This window comes from Halomonas sp. ND22Bw, assembly GCF_003011945.1.
In the GTDB taxonomy this organism is placed as follows: domain Bacteria; phylum Pseudomonadota; class Gammaproteobacteria; order Pseudomonadales; family Halomonadaceae; genus Halomonas; species Halomonas halophila.
Genome location: NZ_PXWD01000016.1, coordinates 31,631 through 49,804, shown reverse-complemented (window position 1 = coordinate 49,804; position 18,174 = coordinate 31,631). Strand labels below are relative to the sequence as shown.

At 67.4% G+C, this 18,174-nt stretch carries 16 protein-coding genes and 2 tRNA genes; 16 read left to right on the top strand and 2 right to left on the bottom strand.

Going from position 1 to position 18,174, the window contains the following annotated elements:
* Positions 1 to 1,128, bottom strand: coding sequence for an ABC transporter substrate-binding protein (locus CVH10_RS15635; RefSeq protein WP_035592970.1), 1,128 nt, complete (start codon positions 1,126 to 1,128; stop codon positions 1 to 3).
* A gap of 271 nt (positions 1,129 to 1,399) precedes the next feature.
* On the opposite strand from CVH10_RS15635, the gene CVH10_RS15630 reads away from it, so the two are divergent.
* The 6 genes from CVH10_RS15630 (at position 1,400) to greA (ending at position 8,694) form a co-directional block, all read left to right on the top strand.
* Positions 1,400 to 1,681 (top strand): DUF2218 domain-containing protein, encoded by a 282-nt coding sequence (locus CVH10_RS15630; RefSeq protein WP_106489183.1) that lies wholly within the window; start codon positions 1,400 to 1,402, stop codon positions 1,679 to 1,681.
* Positions 1,681 to 2,631, top strand: coding sequence for a DMT family transporter (locus CVH10_RS15625; RefSeq protein ID WP_369335825.1), 951 nt, complete (start codon positions 1,681 to 1,683; stop codon positions 2,629 to 2,631). Before CVH10_RS15630 ends, CVH10_RS15625 begins: the two co-directional genes overlap by 1 nt.
* A gap of 72 nt (positions 2,632 to 2,703) precedes the next feature.
* Positions 2,704 to 3,510: a 4-hydroxy-tetrahydrodipicolinate reductase gene (dapB, locus tag CVH10_RS15620; RefSeq protein ID WP_106489182.1), complete on the top strand. Its 807-nt coding sequence runs from the start codon at positions 2,704 to 2,706 to the stop codon at positions 3,508 to 3,510.
* Between the two features lie 286 nt (positions 3,511 to 3,796).
* A complete protein-coding gene (gene carA / locus CVH10_RS15615; RefSeq protein ID WP_106489181.1) occupies positions 3,797 to 4,942 on the top strand; it encodes a glutamine-hydrolyzing carbamoyl-phosphate synthase small subunit in 1,146 nt (381 codons plus the stop codon).
* A 48-nt stretch (positions 4,943 to 4,990) separates the two neighbouring features.
* Entirely contained in the window at positions 4,991 to 8,221 is a 3,231-nt protein-coding gene (gene carB, locus CVH10_RS15610) for a carbamoyl-phosphate synthase large subunit (RefSeq protein WP_106489180.1), read from the top strand.
* The gene (gene greA, locus CVH10_RS15605; RefSeq protein ID WP_035592976.1) at positions 8,218 to 8,694 is read left to right on the top strand and encodes a transcription elongation factor GreA; all 477 of its coding nucleotides are present in this window, start codon (positions 8,218 to 8,220) and stop codon (positions 8,692 to 8,694) included. The genes carB and greA overlap by 4 nt, the downstream gene beginning before the upstream one ends.
* Before the next feature lie 122 nt (positions 8,695 to 8,816).
* Here greA and yhbY read toward each other — a convergent pair whose 3' ends face one another.
* Complete coding sequence (yhbY, locus tag CVH10_RS15600; protein ID WP_035592977.1) at positions 8,817 to 9,143, bottom strand: ribosome assembly RNA-binding protein YhbY; 327 nt, start codon at positions 9,141 to 9,143, stop codon at positions 8,817 to 8,819.
* A 177-nt stretch (positions 9,144 to 9,320) separates the two neighbouring features.
* On the opposite strand from yhbY, the gene rlmE reads away from it, so the two are divergent.
* The 10 genes from rlmE (at position 9,321) to nusA (ending at position 18,164) form a co-directional block, all read left to right on the top strand.
* Positions 9,321 to 9,983: a 23S rRNA (uridine(2552)-2'-O)-methyltransferase RlmE gene (gene rlmE, locus CVH10_RS15595; protein WP_035592978.1), complete on the top strand. Its 663-nt coding sequence runs from the start codon at positions 9,321 to 9,323 to the stop codon at positions 9,981 to 9,983.
* Between the two features lie 195 nt (positions 9,984 to 10,178).
* Positions 10,179 to 12,146, top strand: coding sequence for an ATP-dependent zinc metalloprotease FtsH (gene ftsH, locus CVH10_RS15590; RefSeq protein ID WP_035592979.1), 1,968 nt, complete (start codon positions 10,179 to 10,181; stop codon positions 12,144 to 12,146).
* Between the two features lie 165 nt (positions 12,147 to 12,311).
* Positions 12,312 to 13,106 (top strand): dihydropteroate synthase, encoded by a 795-nt coding sequence (folP, locus tag CVH10_RS15585; RefSeq protein ID WP_106489188.1) that lies wholly within the window; start codon positions 12,312 to 12,314, stop codon positions 13,104 to 13,106.
* Complete coding sequence (glmM, locus tag CVH10_RS15580) at positions 13,099 to 14,448, top strand: phosphoglucosamine mutase (protein WP_035592982.1); 1,350 nt, start codon at positions 13,099 to 13,101, stop codon at positions 14,446 to 14,448. Before folP ends, glmM begins: the two co-directional genes overlap by 8 nt.
* Before the next feature lie 63 nt (positions 14,449 to 14,511).
* A complete protein-coding gene (gene tpiA / locus CVH10_RS15575; RefSeq protein WP_106489179.1) occupies positions 14,512 to 15,261 on the top strand; it encodes a triose-phosphate isomerase in 750 nt (249 codons plus the stop codon).
* Positions 15,262 to 15,266: 5 nt separating this feature from the next.
* Positions 15,267 to 15,635: a preprotein translocase subunit SecG gene (secG, locus tag CVH10_RS15570; protein WP_035592984.1), complete on the top strand. Its 369-nt coding sequence runs from the start codon at positions 15,267 to 15,269 to the stop codon at positions 15,633 to 15,635.
* A 24-nt stretch (positions 15,636 to 15,659) separates the two neighbouring features.
* Positions 15,660 to 15,746, top strand: a tRNA-Leu gene (locus CVH10_RS15565).
* A gap of 123 nt (positions 15,747 to 15,869) precedes the next feature.
* Positions 15,870 to 15,946: transfer RNA gene (locus CVH10_RS15560), tRNA-Met, on the top strand.
* 222 nt (positions 15,947 to 16,168) lie between these two features.
* Positions 16,169 to 16,630, top strand: coding sequence for a ribosome maturation factor RimP (gene rimP, locus CVH10_RS15555; RefSeq protein ID WP_035592985.1), 462 nt, complete (start codon positions 16,169 to 16,171; stop codon positions 16,628 to 16,630).
* Between the two features lie 40 nt (positions 16,631 to 16,670).
* Positions 16,671 to 18,164, top strand: a complete 1,494-nt coding sequence (nusA, locus tag CVH10_RS15550) for a transcription termination factor NusA (RefSeq protein WP_035592986.1) — start codon at positions 16,671 to 16,673, stop codon at positions 18,162 to 18,164.
* Positions 18,165 to 18,174 lie beyond the last annotated feature (10 nt).

The window sequence follows — 18,174 nt, the reverse complement described above, 5'->3', positions numbered from 1 at the left end:
TCAGTCATCCTTCAGCGAGACCCAGTAGCCCGGGGCGTAGTCTACCGGCAGGAAGCGTTCATGCAGTTCCTGCAGCGTCGCCTCGGGGTCGAGATCGGCGAACAGCTCGGGGTGGAACCACTTGGCCAGCCGCTGCACGGCGACGAAGTAGTAGGGGCTGTTGTAGAACTGGTGCCAGATGGCGTGGAAGTCGTCGTTCTCCACGGCCTCGATGCCGGTCATGGCGGTGCGCTCGGTCAGCCCCTCGAGCTTGGCCCGGGCGGCCTCCATGTCGGCGCCGGGGCCCACGCCCACCCAGGCGCCGCCGGGCACGTAGGCGTCCCAGTTGCCGCCGGTCACCACCACCTGCTGCGGGTCGGCGGCGATGATCTGTTCCGGGTTCAGGGTGCCGAAGGTGTTGGGGATGATGCCGTCGGCGATGTTGCTGCCGCCGGCGAGCTCGACGTACTCGCCGAAGTTGCCCGGGCCGAAGCTCATGCAGCACTCCTCGGAGTAGCCGCCGGCGCGGTCGATCAGCACCCGGGGGCGTTCCGGCTCGGCGGCGGCAATGGTCTCGGTGACCCGCGCCATCTGTGCCTCGGAGAAGTCGATGAAGGCCTCGGCGGCGTCTTCCTCGCCCAGCAGCTCGCCCATCAGTCGCATCGAGGGCGTGGTGTGCGCGAGCGGATCCTCGCGGAAGTCCACGTAGACGATCGGGATGCCCAGCCGGGCGAGCTTGTCGTCGTAGGCGGCATCCTCGGTGGCGGTCCTGGCCTCGAGGTTCATCAGCACCACGTCGGGCTGCAGCGCGGCGGCCTGTTCGACGTCGAAGGTGCCGTCCTTGAAGCCGCCGAAGGTCGGGATGTCTTCCAGTTCGGGGAACTTCGCCGCGTAGCTGGCGTAGTTGTCCGGATCGGCCTGGGAGAAGTCCTCGCGCCAGCCCACCACGTGCTCGAACGGGTTCTCCGGCTGCAGCGCGCCCAGCAGGTAGATCTGACGCCCCTCGCCAAGGATCACGCGATCCACGGGGGCGTCGACGGTGACCTCACGACCGGCGACGTCGGTCACGGTGATTTCCTCGGCCAGGGCAGCCGTGGAACCGAGGGCGATGGCCGTGCCGGCGACGGCTTTCAGCAAGGGGCTGGACATGGGCGGTATCGGGCTCGTTTCGTGTGTCGGAATGCGCGAGGGGCGCCGGTGCTGCCTGCTGGTGGTTACGTATCATTCCTATTCGCAGGCGATGGCCAGTATGCCCGCATCTCTCGGCGGCGTCGAGACAGGCGGAACGTCGCGTTCCGCCCGGCGGGCGGCCCACGGGTACCGCAGTGGCGAACATGAGGTTGCCGGATAGGGACTGGCGCGCGAGGGTGCCCGCGTCATAGGCTGGAGGCCTATTCACTCTGGAACGCGGAGGGCAGAGATGCCGATTTCACGAGCCGATATCGCCACCGAGTCCGGCGACAAGCTGATCAACCGACTGTGCAAGCACTGGGCCCACAAGCTGGACGTCGAGCAGGAAGAGGGCAAGGGGCGCGTGACCTTCGAGGCGGGCAGCTGCCTGATGACCAGCGAGCCGGGCAAGCTGCACGTGGCCATCGAGGCCCTGGATGAAGAGGCGCTGGACCGGCTCGAGGGCGTGGTGGCGAGCCATCTCGAACGCATGGCCGGCAAGGAGCCGCTGGAGATCGTCTGGGAGAACTGATGGCCTCCCGTGCCCCGGTCCGCCGCGCCCACCTCGGCATGCTGGCCTGGGCGCTGCTGGTGGGGCTTTCCTTTCCCATCGTGGGGCGGCTCGGCGAGCTGCCGCCACTGTCGCTCACCGCGCTGCGCTTCGCCATCGCCTGCCTGGGGCTCTGGGCGCTGGTGCGCCGTACCCCGGAGGCCTGGCCCGAGCGCTGCGCCTGGCCGTGGCTCGTCGCCATGGGGGCCTGCCTGGCGGGGTTCTTCGGTGCCATGTTCTGGGCCGCCCATCACGCCACGGCGCTGTCCATGTCCACGCTCTACGTCAGCGTGCCGCTGCTGGCCTATGGCATGGGGCTGGCGGTCGGCGTGGAACGGCTGGCCTGGCGGCTGCCGGCGATCCTTGCGCTGGGCGCCCTCGGGGCCCTGGGGCTGGCCGGCGCCGAGGCCTGGCAGCGCGGCGGCCAGTGGCGCTTCGGCGCCGGCGAGGCGGTGTTCTTCCTCGGCTGCCTGTGCTCGGCGCTGTATCCGGTGCTGTCGCGCCGCGGCCTGGTCGCCGGGCACCTGCCCGCCTCGGCGGCGGTGCGCACCTTCTGGAGCCTGGCGCTGGGCGGCGTGCTGGTCGGAGCGCTGGGGCTCGCCCTGGAGCCGGTGGCCAGGCTCGCCACCATGAGCGGGCGCGATGCCCTGCTGATCGTCTATCTGGGGCTCGGCTCCAGCGCCCTGACCTTCTGGCTGATGCAGCGCGCCACGGCGGTGCTCGGCCCGGCCAGCATCACCGCCTACGGCTATCTGGTGCCCTTCGTCTCGATGCTGTGGCTGTTCGCCGAAACGCCGTCGCGGCTCGACTGGGTGTGGCTGCCGGGCAGCGCCCTGGTGGTGCTGGCCATCGGCCTGCTGCTGGCCGGCGGCGAGGAAGGCGCCGATGACGGCCACGCTGGCGCGGCCGAGGGTGGCGAGGGTCGCGGCTGACGGCGCGGGCTCCCTCGGGGCTCTGATATACTCCCGGCCATCTTTCGATCCGCCAATGTCAGGAGTCTCCGCATGACCCGTATCGCCATCGTCGGTGTCGCCGGCCGCATGGGCCGCACCCTGGTCAACGCCGTGCAGCAGGATGCCGAAGCCACCCTGGCCGGCGGCATCGTCGAGCCGGGCAGTTCACTCATCGGCGCCGATCTCGGCGAGCTGTCCGGTCAGGGCAAGCTGGGGGTCGCCGCGGTCGATTCCCTGGCGCAGATCGTCGACGACGTCGACGTGCTGATCGACTTCACCACGCCGCAGGTGACGCTGTCCAACCTGGCGGTCTGCGCCGAGCACGGCAAGCGCATCGTGATCGGCACCACCGGCCTGTCCGACGACGAGCTGGCCGAGCTGGACGGCTACCGCGACCGCGTGCCGATGGTCTTCGCGCCCAACATGAGCGTCGGCGTGAACCTGACCCTCAAGCTGCTCGAGACCGCCGCCAGGGCGCTGGGCGACGAGGGCTATGACATCGAGGTGATCGAATCCCACCATCGCCACAAGGTCGACGCGCCCTCCGGCACTGCGCTGAAGATGGGCGAAGTGATGGCCGACGCCCTGGAGCGTCCGCTCAAGGAATACGGCGTGTTCGAGCGCGTCGGCCAGTGCGGGCCGCGCACCGACAAGGAGATCGGTTTCGCCACCGTGCGTGCCGGCGACATCGTCGGCGAGCACACCGTGATGTTCGCCACCGAGGGCGAGCGCATCGAGATCACCCACAAGGCCTCCAGCCGCATGACCTTCGCCAAGGGCGCGGTGCGCGCGGCGCGCTGGGTGAGCGAGCGTCCGGCCGGGCGCTACGACATGCAGGACGTCATCGGCCTGAATTGAGCCATCGGTGTGCGTGAGGGGGTAGTCGAGAGGGCTCGGATGCTTTAAAATCCCCCAAATTTTGGCCGGGCGACGGCCCTTCGCCGCGCAAGCGCTTGTTGCGTCGGCCCAGCATTCCGAGCGAATGACAACAAGCGGGATGAAACCGGTCTTCCATGTCGGGTTTCGTCCCGCTTTTTTACGGGCCGAAGGGCGGTGGGGCGTTTTACCCGTCGGGTGCCTGCCGAGCCTATCCTTGACGAGCTGTCTCTTGAAGTCGTCTGTGAACATATGGGAGGACGTTGCATTGAACAAACCCGCGATACTGGCCTTGGAAGATGGCAGTGTGTTTCATGGCACCGCCATCGGCGCCGATGGGCAAACCAGCGGTGAGGTGGTGTTCAATACGGCCATGACCGGCTATCAGGAAATTCTCACCGACCCCTCCTATACCCGTCAGATCGTCACCCTGACCTATCCTCACATCGGCAACACCGGCATCAACGCCGAAGACGTCGAATCCGGTGCCATCGCCGCCGCCGGCCTGGTGATCCGCGACCTGCCGCTGCTGGCCAGCAACTTCCGCTCCGAACAGTCGCTCTCCGACTACCTGGTCAGCCAGAACGTGCTGGGCATCGCCGACATCGACACTCGTCGCCTGACCCGCATCCTGCGCGACAAGGGCGCCCAGAAGGGTGCCATCCTGGCCGGCGCGGACGCCGAGGGCGAGGACGCCGAGGCGCGCGCCCTGGCCGCGGCCAACGCCTTCCCGGGCCTCAAGGGCATGGACCTGGCCAAGGTGGTGTCCTGCCAGTCCGCCTACGAGTGGAGCGAGGGCGAGTGGGCCCTGGGCGCCGGCTATGCCGATGCCGCCGAGGCCGAGCGTCCCTTCCACGTGGTCGCCTACGACTACGGCGTGAAGCGCAACATCCTGCGCATGCTGGCGTCCCGCGGCTGCCGCCTGACCGTGGTGCCGGCCCAGACCCCGGCCAGCGAGGTCATGGCGCTGAATCCGGACGGCGTCTTCCTCTCCAACGGCCCGGGCGACCCCGAGCCCTGCGAGTATGCCATCGCCGCCATCCGCGAGCTGCTCGAGACCGAGCTGCCGATCTTCGGCATCTGCCTCGGCCACCAGCTGCTGGCGCTGGCCAGTGGCGCGACGTCCGAGAAGATGAAGTTCGGCCACCACGGTGCCAACCACCCGGTCCAGGACCTCGACACCGGCCACGTGATGATCACCAGCCAGAACCACGGCTTCGCCGCGGACGAGGCGTCCCTGCCCGAGACCCTGCGCGCGACCCATCGCTCGCTGTTCGACGGCACCCTGCAGGGCATCGAGCGCACCGACCGTCCGGCCTTCAGCTTCCAGGGCCACCCGGAGGCGAGCCCGGGGCCGCGCGACGTCGCGCCGCTGTTCGATCGCTTCATCGAGATGATGAAGGCCAAGCGCTAACCGTCCGATCGTCGCCCCTCGTCCGTCACCTTTTTTGCGGGAAGCACCATGCCAAAACGTACCGACATCCAGAGCATCCTGATCATCGGCGCCGGCCCCATCGTCATCGGCCAGGCCTGCGAGTTCGACTATTCCGGCGCCCAGGCCTGCAAGGCCCTGCGCGAAGAGGGCTACCGGGTCATCCTGGTCAACTCCAACCCGGCCACCATCATGACCGACCCGGTGATGGCCGACGCCACCTACATCGAGCCGATCACCTGGCAGGCGGTGGAGAAGATCATCGAGGCCGAGCAGCCCGATGCCGTGCTGCCGACCATGGGCGGCCAGACCGCGCTCAACTGCGCCCTCGACCTGGACAAGCACGGCGTGCTCGCCAAGCACGGCGTGGAGATGATCGGCGCCAACGCCGACGCCATCAACATGGCCGAGGACCGCGACCTGTTCGACCAGGCCATGAAGCGCATCGGCCTGGAGTGCCCCAAGGCCAAGGTCGCCCACACCATGGACGAGGCCTGGGGCATCCAGGGCGAGCTGGGCTTCCCGGTCATCATCCGCCCGTCCTACACCATGGGCGGCTCCGGCGGCGGCGTGGCCTACAACAAGGAAGAGTTCGAGGAGATCTGCACCCGCGGTTTCGAGCTCTCCAACAACCACGAGCTGCTGATCGACGAGTCGCTGCTGGGTTGGAAGGAATACGAGATGGAGGTCGTTCGCGACAAGAACGACAACTGCATCATCGTCTGCGCGATCGAGAACTTCGATCCCATGGGCGTGCACACCGGTGACTCCATCACCGTGGCCCCGGCCCAGACGCTGACCGACAAGGAATACCAGAACATGCGCGACGCCTCCCTGGCGGTGTTGCGCGAGATCGGCGTCGAGACCGGCGGTTCCAACGTCCAGTTCGGCGTCGACCCGAAGACCGGCCGCGTGGTGGTCATCGAGATGAACCCGCGGGTGTCGCGTTCCTCGGCGCTGGCCTCCAAGGCCACCGGCTTCCCGATCGCCAAGATCGCCGCCAAGCTGGCCGTCGGCTACACCCTGGACGAGCTGCAGAACGACATCACCGGCGGTCGCACCCCGGCGTCCTTCGAGCCGTCCATCGACTACGTCGTGACCAAAATTCCGCGCTTCACCTTCGAGAAGTTCCCCCAGGCCAACGACCGTCTGACCACCCAGATGAAGTCGGTGGGCGAGGTGATGGCGATCGGCCGCACCTTCCAGGAGTCGCTGCAGAAGGCGCTGCGCGGCATGGAGACCGGCAACGACGGTCTCGATCCGAAGATCACCCGCTTCACCGACGAGGCGATGGCGCAGATCAAGGGCGAGCTGCAGGCCGCCGGCGCCGACCGCATCTTCTACGTCGCCGATGCCATGCGCAGCGGCATGAGCGTCGAGGACGTGTTCGCGCTGACCAACATCGACCGCTGGTTCCTGGTCCAGCTCGAGGACCTGATCCTGACCGAGCAGGCCCTGGCCAGGCGCTCGCTCTCCGAGCTGAGCACCCGTGACCTGTGGCAGCTCAAGCGCAAGGGCTTCTCCGACGCCCGCCTGGCGGCGCTGCTCGGCGTGGCCGAGAAGGAGTTCCGCAAGACGCGCCAGAAAGCCGGCATCCGCCCGGTCTACAAGCGGGTCGACACCTGTGCGGCCGAGTTCGCCTCCGACACCGCCTACATGTACTCCACCTACGAAGAGGAGTGCGAGGCCGAGGTCAGCGACAAGCAGAAGATCATGGTGCTCGGCGGCGGTCCGAACCGCATCGGCCAGGGCATCGAGTTCGACTACTGCTGCGTCCACGCCGCCCTCGCCATGCGCGACGACGGCTATGAGACCATCATGGTCAACTGCAACCCGGAGACCGTCTCCACCGACTACGACACCTCCGACCGCCTCTACTTCGAGCCGGTGACCCTGGAGGACGTGCTGGAGATCGCCGACAAGGAGCAGCCGGCCGGCGTGATCGTGCAGTTCGGCGGTCAGACCCCGCTCAAGCTGGCCCGCGAGCTCGAGGCCGCCGGCGTGCCGATCATCGGCACCACCCCGGACGCCATCGACCGCGCCGAGGACCGCGAGCGCTTCCAGACCATGATCGACAAGCTGGGCCTCAAGCAGCCGCCCAACGCCACCGCGCGCAGCTTCGACGAGGCCTTCGCCAAGGCCGAGGCGATCGGCTATCCGCTGGTGGTGCGCCCGAGCTACGTGCTCGGCGGCCGGGCCATGGAGATCGTCTACGACGCCTCCGAGCTGGAGAACTACATGACCCACGCGGTCAAGGTCTCCAACGACTCGCCGGTGCTGCTGGACCACTTCCTCAACGCCGCCATCGAGGTCGACATCGACGCCGTTTCCGACGGCCAGCAGGTGGTGATCGGCGGCATCATGCAGCACATCGAGCAGGCCGGCGTGCACTCCGGCGACTCCGCCTGTGCGCTGCCGCCGTACTCGCTGCCGGCCGACGTGCAGGACGAGATGCGCGACCAGGTCAAGCGCATGGCGGTGGAGCTCGGCGTCAACGGCCTGATGAACGTGCAGCTGGCCTGGCAGGACGGCGAGATCTACGTCATCGAGGTCAATCCGCGCGCCTCGCGCACCGTGCCCTTCGTCTCCAAGTGCATCGGTACCTCGCTGGCCCAGGTGGCGGCGCGCTGCATGGCCGGCATCAGCCTGGCCGACCAGGGCTTCGTGGCCGAGATCGTGCCGACGACCTACAGCGTCAAGGAAGCGGTCTTCCCGTTCAACAAGTTCCCGGGCGTCGACCCGATCCTGTCGCCGGAGATGAAGTCCACCGGCGAGGTGATGGGCTCCGGCGAGACCTTCGCCGAGGCCTTCTACAAGGCGCAGCTGGGGGCCGGCGAGGCGATTCCGTCGCTGGAGGGCGAGCGCAAGGCGTTCCTGTCCGTGCGCGAGCCCGACAAGGCGGGTGTTATCGAGGTGGCCCGTTCTCTGTTAACATTGGGCTTCACCCTCTGTGCGACCCGTGGTACGGCGGCGGCCCTTCAGGCGGCCGATCTGCCCGTGGAGATCGTGAACAAGGTCTACGAGGGTCGTCCGCACATCGTCGATCTGCTCAAGAACGACGAGGTCGCCTACATCGTCAATACCACCGAGGGCCGTCAGGCCATCAATGATTCCTCGGTGATCCGTCGCACCGCCCTCGCCCGCAAGGTTCCCTATGCCACCACCCTGGCAGGGGCCAAGGCCGTTTGTCTGGCGCTCGAGTACGGCAATGCCATCACCGTGCGGCGGCTACAGGAACAGCATGCAGGAGTCAGTCAATGAACAAGGTCCCGATGACCGTCGTCGGTGAGCAGCGTCTTCGCGACGAGCTCGATCACCTCAAGAGCGAGGCCCGTCCGAACGTGATCGCGGCCATCGCCGAGGCGCGCGAGCACGGCGACCTCAAGGAAAACGCCGAGTATCATGCGGCCCGCGAACAGCAGGGCTTCATCGAGGGGCGTATCCAGGAGATCGAAGGCAAGCTGTCCAACGCACAGGTCATCGATGTCACCAAGCTGCCCAAGACCGGCAAGGTGATCTTCGGGGTGACCGTGGAGCTGATGAACCTCGATACCGACGAAGAGGTGACCTACCGCATCGTCGGCGAGGACGAGGCCGACATCAAGGCCGGTCAGATCTCCGTGACCTCTCCCATCGCCCGTGCCCTGATCGGCAAGGAAGAGGGAGAGGTGGTGCTGGTGCGTACCCCCGGCGGCGACGTCGAGTACGAGATTTCCAGCGTCGAGCACCTGTGATTCAGCGTGCGGCCCGCGGGCCGCACGGCTGAAGAAAAACGCCCCCGCAGCATCCGCTGCGGGGGCGTTTCGTTATGGGGCGGGCCCCGTCGAGACCGTTGGCGGCCGTCGCGCGTGGCGGCTCAGCGCCGGCCGTGGTGCTCCTCGAAGCGCTTGATGTTGGACAGCTTCGGATTGACCTTGGGGTTGTGGCGGTAGAAGAGGGCGACCTTGCCGATCTTCTGCACCAGCTCGGCGCCGCTCTCGGCGACCAGGGCCTCCAGCACGGCGGCGCGGTCCTCGCGCTCGGCCAGCGCCAGCTTGACCTTGACCAGTTCGTGGTCGGTCAGCGCCCGGTCGAGTTCGGCGAGCACGCCCTCGCTGAGGCCGTTCTCGGAGACCATGACGACGGGGTCGAGATGGTGGCCGATGCTGCGAAATGCTTTCTTTTGTGCCTGTGACAAGCTCATGGTATCTTGCTTCTTCCCGGTTGGCGCGCAGCGCACATGGTACGGTGAATCGCCTCGCGGCGAAAGCGCGGCCGGCTCTCACCGCCTCCTCGACCGGCCCGCAAGGTCAGCTTCCCCATCCCCGTTTATCGGAATCCGCTCGACCCCCTGTCATCCAGATTTCTCACAGGTGATGCCGTGGCATCTTCCCATGACGCCCGGGACAAGGGCTCCAAGCGGCGCGGCGCCAGCAAGAGCAGCGCCGGCTGGCTGAAGGAACACTTCGACGACCGCTACGTCCAGCAGAGCTGGCAGGACGGCTATCGCTCGCGGGCCAGCTACAAGCTGCTGGCGCTGGATGAGAAGGACAAGCTGCTGCGTCCCGGCATGACGATCATCGACCTGGGGGCGGCCCCCGGCGGCTGGAGCCAGATCGCCGCCGAGAAGGTCGGCGACAATGGCGTCGTCATCGCCTCCGATATCCTCGAGATGGATGCCCTGGCCGGGGTCGATTTCGTGCAGGGCGACTTCACCGAGGAGGCCGTGCTCGACGAGATCCTCGGCCGCCTCGGCGATCGTCCGGTCGACCTTGTGATGTCGGACATGGCCCCCAATATGAGTGGGATGGCCGCCATCGACCAGCCCCAGGCCATGTATCTGGTGGAGCTGGCCCTGGACCTGGCGCGTCAGACCCTGTCCCCCGGCGGCACCTTCCTGGCCAAGGTCTTCCAGGGCGAAGGCTTCGACGAATATCTGAAGGAGCTGCGCGGCAGCTTCAAGCGGGTGGTGACCCGCAAGCCGGAAGCGTCCCGGGCGCGTTCCCGCGAGGTCTACCTGCTGGCGGAAGGGTTTCGCGGCTGAGCGCCGTGGGGGCGCCGATGAAGGCGCATCGATAGCGTCAGGCTAAGGACGCCATGGCCGGACATCATCGCGTGTCTGTGTCACAGTGGAGACAGGAGCCGCACCTTGGGCCCTGCCAGCGAACGGGCGTGGTAGGGTAGTGTCGAAGGGCCAGGTGGTTACGGCCGACAGATTCTTGCAATTGAGGGTAGTCCCTTGAACGACATGGCGAAGAACCTGATTCTGTGGTTGGTCATCGCGGCGGTGCTGCTGACGGTGTTCAACAACTTCAGCGTCGAGAATACACCGCAGACGATGAACTATTCCCAGTTCGTCGAGCAGGTGCAGAACGAGCAGGTCCGGAGCGTGACCATCGATGGCTATACCATCAATGGCGAGCGCAAGGACGGCTCCCAGTTCCAGACCATCCGCCCGGCGGCGGAAGATCCCAAGCTGATGGATGATCTGCTGGCCCACGACGTCACCGTGATCGGCCAGGAGCCCGAGCAGCAGAGCCTGTGGACGCGGCTGCTGATCGCCAGCTTCCCGATCCTGCTGATCCTCGCCATCTTCATGTTCTTCATGCGCCAGATGCAGGGGGGCGGTGGCGGCAAGGGCGGCCCGATGAGCTTCGGCAAGTCCAAGGCCAAGCTGCTGTCCCAGGACCAGATCAAGACCACCTTCGCCGACGTGGCCGGCTGCGACGAGGCCAAGGAGGAGGTCGAGGAACTGGTCGACTTCCTGCGCGATCCGACCAAGTTCCAGCGACTGGGCGGCACCATCCCCCGCGGCGTGCTGATGGTCGGCCCGCCCGGTACCGGCAAGACGCTGCTGGCCAAGTCGATCGCCGGCGAGGCCAAGGTGCCGTTCTTCTCGATCTCCGGCTCCGACTTCGTCGAGATGTTCGTCGGCGTGGGCGCCTCGCGCGTGCGCGACATGTTCGAGCAGGCCAAGAAGCAGGCGCCCTGCATCATCTTCATCGACGAGATCGATGCCGTGGGCCGCTCGCGTGGCGCCGGCATGGGCGGCGGCAACGACGAGCGCGAGCAGACCCTGAACCAGCTGCTGGTCGAGATGGACGGCTTCGAGGCCAACGAGGGCATCATCGTCATCGCCGCCACCAACCGTCCCGACGTGCTCGACCCGGCGCTGCTGCGTCCGGGCCGCTTCGACCGCCAGGTCACCGTGCCGCTGCCCGACATCCGCGGTCGTGAGCACATCCTCAACGTGCACCTGCGCAAGGTGCCGCTGGGCGACGACGTCAAGCCGTCGCTGATCGCTCGCGGTACCCCGGGCTTCTCCGGCGCCGACCTGGCCAACCTGGTCAACGAGGCGGCACTGTTCTCGGCCCGTCGCAACAAGCGCCTGGTGGGCATGGAGGAGCTGGAGCTGGCCAAGGACAAGATCATGATGGGCGCCGAGCGCCGTTCCATGGTCATGACCGAGAAGGACAAGCTCAATACCGCCTATCACGAATCGGGCCACGCCATCATCGGCCTGGTGATGCCCGAGCACGACCCGGTCTACAAGGTCACCATCATCCCGCGCGGCCGCGCGCTGGGCGTGACCATGTTCCTCCCCGAGGAGGATCGCTACAGCCTGTCGCGTCAGCAGATCATCAGCCAGATCTGCTCGCTGTACGGCGGCCGTCTCGCCGAGGAGATGACGCTGGGCCCGAACGGCGTGACCACCGGGGCCTCCAACGACATCAAGCGCGCCACCGAGCTGGCCCACAATCTGGTGGCCAAGTGGGGCCTGTCGGAGGAAATGGGCCCGATCATGTACGACGAGGACGAGTCCCACCAGTTCCTCGGCGGCCCGGGCCAGAGCGGCGGCAAGCTCAAGTCCGGCGAGACGGTCACCAAGCTCGACAAGGAAGTGCGTCGCATCATCGACGAGTGCTACGCCCAGGCCAAGCAGATCCTCGAGGACAACCGCGACAAGCTGGATGCCATGGCCGAGGCGCTGGTGCAGTACGAGACCATCGACGCCGACCAGCTCAAGGACATCATGGACGGCCGCACCCCGCGTCCGCCCAAGGGCTGGGACGACGACGGCCCCGGCCCCGGTGCGCCGATCGGCGAGGCGCCCCAGGAGGATGCCAAGGGCGATGACGGCGACGACGAGGAGGAATCCCCGGGCCGCCGTCCCTCCGACCCCCTCGGCGGTCCGGCCGGCAGCTGACCCCTCGCGAGCGAGACGATCAACGGGCGCCCTGCGGGGCGCCCTTGCCGTGGCGGGGAGACCGCTCCCCGCCACCCGAACAGCTTCAGGACAACGATGCACAACAGCGTTCCCACTTCCCTGCAGTGTGGCCGGCAGCGGCTCGACCTCTCCTTTCCCCGCGTGATGGGGATCCTCAACGTCACTCCCGACTCCTTCTCCGACGGCGGTCGCCACAACGCCCTCGACGACGCCCTGCGCCGCGCCGAGCGGATGCTGGCCGAGGGGGCGGCGATCATCGACGTGGGCGGCGAGTCCACGCGTCCCGGCGCCGCGGCGGTGCCGGTGCAGCAGGAGCTCGATCGTGTGGTGCCGGTGGTCGAGGCGCTGGTGCGCGAGTTCGATGCCCTGGTCTCGGTGGACACCAGCGCCCCCGAGGTGATGACCGCCTCGGCCGAGGCCGGCGCCGGCCTGCTCAACGACGTGCGCAACCTGCGTCGCGAGGGCGCCCTGCGCGCCGCCGCCGCCAGCGGCCTGCCGGTGTGCGTGATGCACATGCTCGGCGAGCCCAGCGACATGCAGGACGCGCCCCACTACGACGTGCCGGTGGAGGAGGCAGTAGCCGACTTCCTCGAGCGCCGGGTGGCGGAGTGCGAGGCCGCCGGCCTGCGTCGCGAGCGGCTGATTCTCGATCCCGGCTTCGGCTTCGCCAAGAGCGTCGAGCACAACCTGCGCCTGCTCCATCGCATGGAGCGTCTGGAGGCACTCGGCCTGCCGCTGCTGGTGGGCATGTCACGCAAGAGCATGATCGGCAAGGTGCTGGATCGCCCGGTGGAGGAGCGGCTCCACGGCGGTCTGGCGCTGTCGGCCCTGGCCGTCGAGCGCGGCGCACGGATTCTTCGCGTCCATGACGTGGCGCCCCACGTGGATGCGATCAACATGGCCTGGGCCGTACTCAAGGAGGGTTGCGACCATGACTAGGCGCTATTTCGGGACCGACGGCATTCGCGGCACGGTGGGCGAGCCGCCCATCACCGCCGACTTCATGCTCAAGCTGGGCTGGGCCACTGGCCGGGTGCTGGCGGAGAAGGGCGGGCGGCCGCGGGTGGTGATCGGCAAGGACACCCGTATCTCCGGCTACATGTTCGAGTCGGCCCTGGAGGCCGGCCTGTCTGCCGCCGGGGTCGACGTGATCCTGCTCGGCCCGATGCCGACCCCGGGCATCGCCTACCTGACGCGGGCCTTCCGCGCCAGCGCCGGGATCGTCATCTCGGCCTCGCACAACCCCTTCGCCGACAACGGCATCAAGTTCTTCTCCGCCGCCGGCACCAAGCTCGGTGATGCCGTCGAGGAGCGCATCGAGGCCATGCTCGAGGAGCCGCTGACCACGGTGGCACCCGATGCCCTGGGCAAGGTGCGGCGTGCCGACGACGCCGCCGGCCGCTACATCGAGTTCTGCAAGTCGACCATTCCCGATCGTGTCGACCTGCACGGCCTGAAGATGGTGATCGACTGCGCTCACGGCGCCACCTATCACATCGCGCCCAGCGTGTTCCGCGAGCTGGACGCCAGGGTCGAGGTGATCGGCGCCGAGCCGGACGGTCTCAACATCAACCATGAGGTCGGCTCCACCCATCCCGCCGCGCTGCGTGCTGCGGTGATCCGCAGCGGCGCCGACCTGGGCGTGGCCTTCGACGGCGACGGCGACCGGGTACTGATGGTCGACGCCGAGGGGCGCGAGATCGACGGCGACGACATCCTCTACATGATCGCCCGCGATCGCCACTCCCGCGGCGAGCTCGGCGGCGGCGTGGTCGGCACCCTGATGAGCAACTTCGGCCTGGCCGCCGCGCTGGAGACGATGGGCGTGCCCTTCGAGCGGGCCAAGGTCGGCGACCGCTACGTCATGGAGCGCCTGGACGCCAACGGCTGGCAGCTCGGCGGCGAATCGTCGGGGCATATCGTCTGCGGTCACGTCCAGACCACCGGCGACGGCATCGTCTCCGCCCTGCAGGTGCTGGCCATCATGGTGCGCGAGGGCAAGCCGCTGGGGCGGCTGCTCGACGGGCTGGAGAAGGCGCCCCAGGCGCTGGTCAACGTGCGCCTGACGCCGGGCACCGACGCCCGGGCGCTGATGGACGAGGCCTCGCTCAAGTCCGCGGTGGCCGCCGTCGAGACCGAGCTCGGCGACCAGGGGCGGGTGCTGCTGCGCCCCTCCGGTACCGAGCCGCTGATCCGGGTGATGGTCGAAGGGCGGCCGCACCTGGACGTCGACGGCCTGGCTCGTCGGCTGGCGGCCGACGTCGAGGGGCTGCTGACCTAGGTCGGTTGTCTTGACAGGGCCGCTCCTATACCATTTCGCTCCACCTTGAAAGAGGGAAGCTGCATGCCTACGCCGCTGATCGCCGGCAACTGGAAGATGAACGGGTCCCGCGCGCTGGTCGACGACTTCGGTCGTGCCTTCGGCGATGCCGAGCTGCCGGAGAGCGTGGCGGTGGCGCTGATGGTGCCTTTCCCTTATCTGGACGCCGCGAGCCGCGCCTTCGAGGGCACGCCGCTGGCCCTCGGTGCCCAGACGCTGAGCGACCGGCCTTCCGGGGCCTTCACCGGCGAGGTCAGCGGCGAGATGCTGCGCGACTGCGGCGCCCGGATGGTGCTGGTCGGCCACTCCGAGCGGCGCACGCTGTTCGGCGAGGACGATGACGCCGTGCTGGCCCGCGTGCGCGCCGCGCTCGACCTGGGGCTCGCCCCGGTGCTGTGCCTGGGCGAGACCCTCGAGGAGCGCGATGCCGGCCGCACCGAGGCGGTGGTGCTCGGTCAGCTCGAGGCGGTGTTCGATGCGCTCGGCGCGGACGAGCGCGCCCGGCTGGTGCTCGCCTACGAGCCGGTGTGGGCCATCGGCACCGGCCGCACCGCGACACCGGCGCAGGCCCAGGCGGTCCACGGCGCCATCCGTGCGCGTCTTGCGCGCTACGACGCCGGGCTCGCCGCCGATACCCAGGTGCTCTACGGCGGCAGCATGAAGGCCGCCAACGCCGCCGAGCTGCTCGCGCAGCCGGACATCGACGGCGGTCTCATTGGCGGCGCTTCCCTGAACGTCGACGAATTCCTAGCCATTTGCCAGTCAGCAGGTTGATAACCATGCAAGTTGCCATTCTCATGATCCATGTGGCGATCGCCATCGCCCTGGTCGTCCTGATCCTGCTGCAGCAGGGCAAGGGCGCCGACGCCGGTGCCTCCTTCGGTGGCGGTGCCTCCCAGACCGTGTTCGGCTCCAGCGGCAGCGGCAATTTCCTGTCGCGCGCCACCGGGCTGCTGGCCGCGGCCTTCTTCGTCACCTCCCTGGCCCTGGCGTATTTCGCCTCCCAGGCCGGTCAGGCGCCGGAAGAGACGGGCATTCCCGATGCCGAGCTGATCGAACAGCAGCAAAATGCCGTGCCGTCCCTTGACGAAGGGTCATCGGGTATGGATAATACTGCGCCAGTGCTAGAGGACAGCGGCAGCAACTGAGCCGCGAATCTGGCCTCCCCTGATGCCGAAGTGGTGGAATTGGTAGACACGCTATCTTGAGGGGGTAGTGGCCTTACGGCCGTGCGGGTTCAAGTCCCGCCTTCGGCACCATTCCTGAAGCCGGTCTGGCGATCTCATCGCCGAGCATCGGATCTTCATCGCAGGATTGGCGAAACGGTGTGATGCGGCTTGACGGAAGCGCCGAGTCAGCATAGAATCACCGACCTAGATTGATGCGGGGTGGAGCAGTCTGGTAGCTCGTCGGGCTCATAACCCGAAGGTCATCGGTTCAAATCCGGTCCCCGCTACCATCTTCCTGTCGGGCATGCAGGACCCTTGAGGGGCATGCCAGGCGTCGAGAAGTGGTATACAGGTTTCTTGAAAAGCCCCTTCCTGTGAAGGGGCTTTTTGTTAGCGGCCAGCTCGCCGACAAGCATCGGCGGCGCTGATCCGGGCAACGCCAATCAGCCACCTGACTCTCCTGTTCACTCCCGGCCAGGTGCCTGATGCAACGGCTGTAGGAGCTTTCTTCCGTGGCAACCAAGGATGCTGCGCTGCACGCGCTGATCGAACCGGTGGTCTCGGCCATGGGGTTCGAGCTGTGGGGCACCGACTATCTGTCCCAGGGCAAACACTCTCGTCTGGTGATCTACATCGATCACGCCGATGGCGTGAGCGTGGATGATTGCGCCGACGTCAGCCGCCAGGTCAGTGCGGTGTTCGACGTCGAGGATCCCATCAGCGGTGAATATCGGCTCGAGGTGTCCTCTCCGGGGATGGATCGCCCCCTGTTCACCCTCGAGCAGTTCGCGCGCTATGCCGGCCACAAGGTGGCGGTGAAGCTGCGGGTGCCGTTCGATGGGCGGCGCAAGTTCCAGGGCCTGCTGGCCGGCGTCGAGAACGATGAGGTGCTGGTGCGGCTCGACGACGAGGAATACTGCTTTCCCATCGAGAGCATCGATCAGGCGCGGGTCGTGCCGCAGTTCGAAGACTGAGGTCGATGCACAAGGACGGGTTTACTGGCGAGGCTAAGGCATGAGTAAAGAGATTCTGGCGGTCGTCGACGCGATCTCCAACGAAAAGGGTGTCCCCCGCGAGGTGATCTTCGAGGCCGTCGAGGCGGCGCTGGCCAGCGCGTCACGCAAGCGCTTCGAGGACGAGGAAGCCAGCGTGCGGGTCCATATCGACCGCATCACCGGCGACTACGAGACGTTCCGCCGCTGGGAGGTCGTCGAGGACGACGACTTCGACGGCCCGGACGCCCAGATCAAGCTGAGCTACGCCGAGCGTCGCGATCCGCCGCTGGGCCTCGGTGACGTGGTCGAGGAACAGATCGAGAACGCCGCCTTCGGTCGCATCGCGGCCCAGACCGCCAAGCAGGTCATCGTGCAGAAGGTGCGCGAGGCCGAGCGGGCCGAGGTGGTGCGCCTCTATGCCGACCGCGAGGGCGAACTGGTCGCCGGCATCGTCAAGAAGACGACACGCGATGGCCTGATCATCGACCTCGGCGAGAACGCCGAGGCCTTCCTGCCGCGCAGCGAGATGATCCCGGGCGAGCGCTACCGCATGAACGAGCGCGTCCGCGCGCTGCTGACCAAGGTCGATCCGGAGGCCCGCGGCGCCCAGCTGATCCTGTCGCGGACCTGCCCCGAGCTGATCATCGAACTGTTCAGCATCGAGGTGCCGGAAATCGCCGAGCAGCTCATCGAGATCAAGGGCGCGGCCCGCGATCCGGGCTCGCGGGCCAAGATCGCGGTCAAGACCAACGACCGCCGCATCGATCCGGTCGGCGCCTGCGTGGGCATGCGCGGCTCCCGGGTCCAGGCGGTGTCCACCGAGCTCCAGAACGAGCGCGTGGACATCGTGCTGTGGGACGACAACCCGGCCCAGCTGGTGATCAACGCCATGGCGCCGGCGGATGTCGCCTCGATTCTCGTCGACGAGGATTCCCACGCCATGGACGTGGCGGTCGCCGAGGACAACCTGGCCCAGGCCATCGGCCGTAGCGGCCAGAACGTGCGCCTGGCCTCCGAGCTCACCGGCTGGCGTCTCAACGTCATGACCGAAGCCGACGCCGAGGCCAAGCGCGACCAGGAGGTCGATAGCCTGGTCGAGCATTTCATCCAGCACCTGGACATCGACGACGACGTGGCACGCCTGCTCGTCGAGGAAGGCTTCACCTCCCTGGAGGAGGTCGCCTATGTCCCGGCGGAGGAAATGCTGGAGATCGAAGAGTTCGACGAGGATCTCGTCGAGGAGCTGCGCGCTCGTGCCAAGGACGAGCTGCTGAACCTGGCCATTGCTTCCGAAGAGGAGCTCGACGGTGCCGAACCGGCCGACGACCTGCTTGAGATGGACGGCATGGAGCGTCACTTGGCCTATATCCTGGCCAGCCGGGGCATCAAGACCATGGAGGACCTCGCCGAACAGTCCGTCGACGATTTGACGGATATCGAGGAACTGGACGAGGAGCGCGCCGCGGCACTGATCATGACTGCCCGTGCGCCTTGGTTCGAGAGCGAACAGTAAACGGGTCACG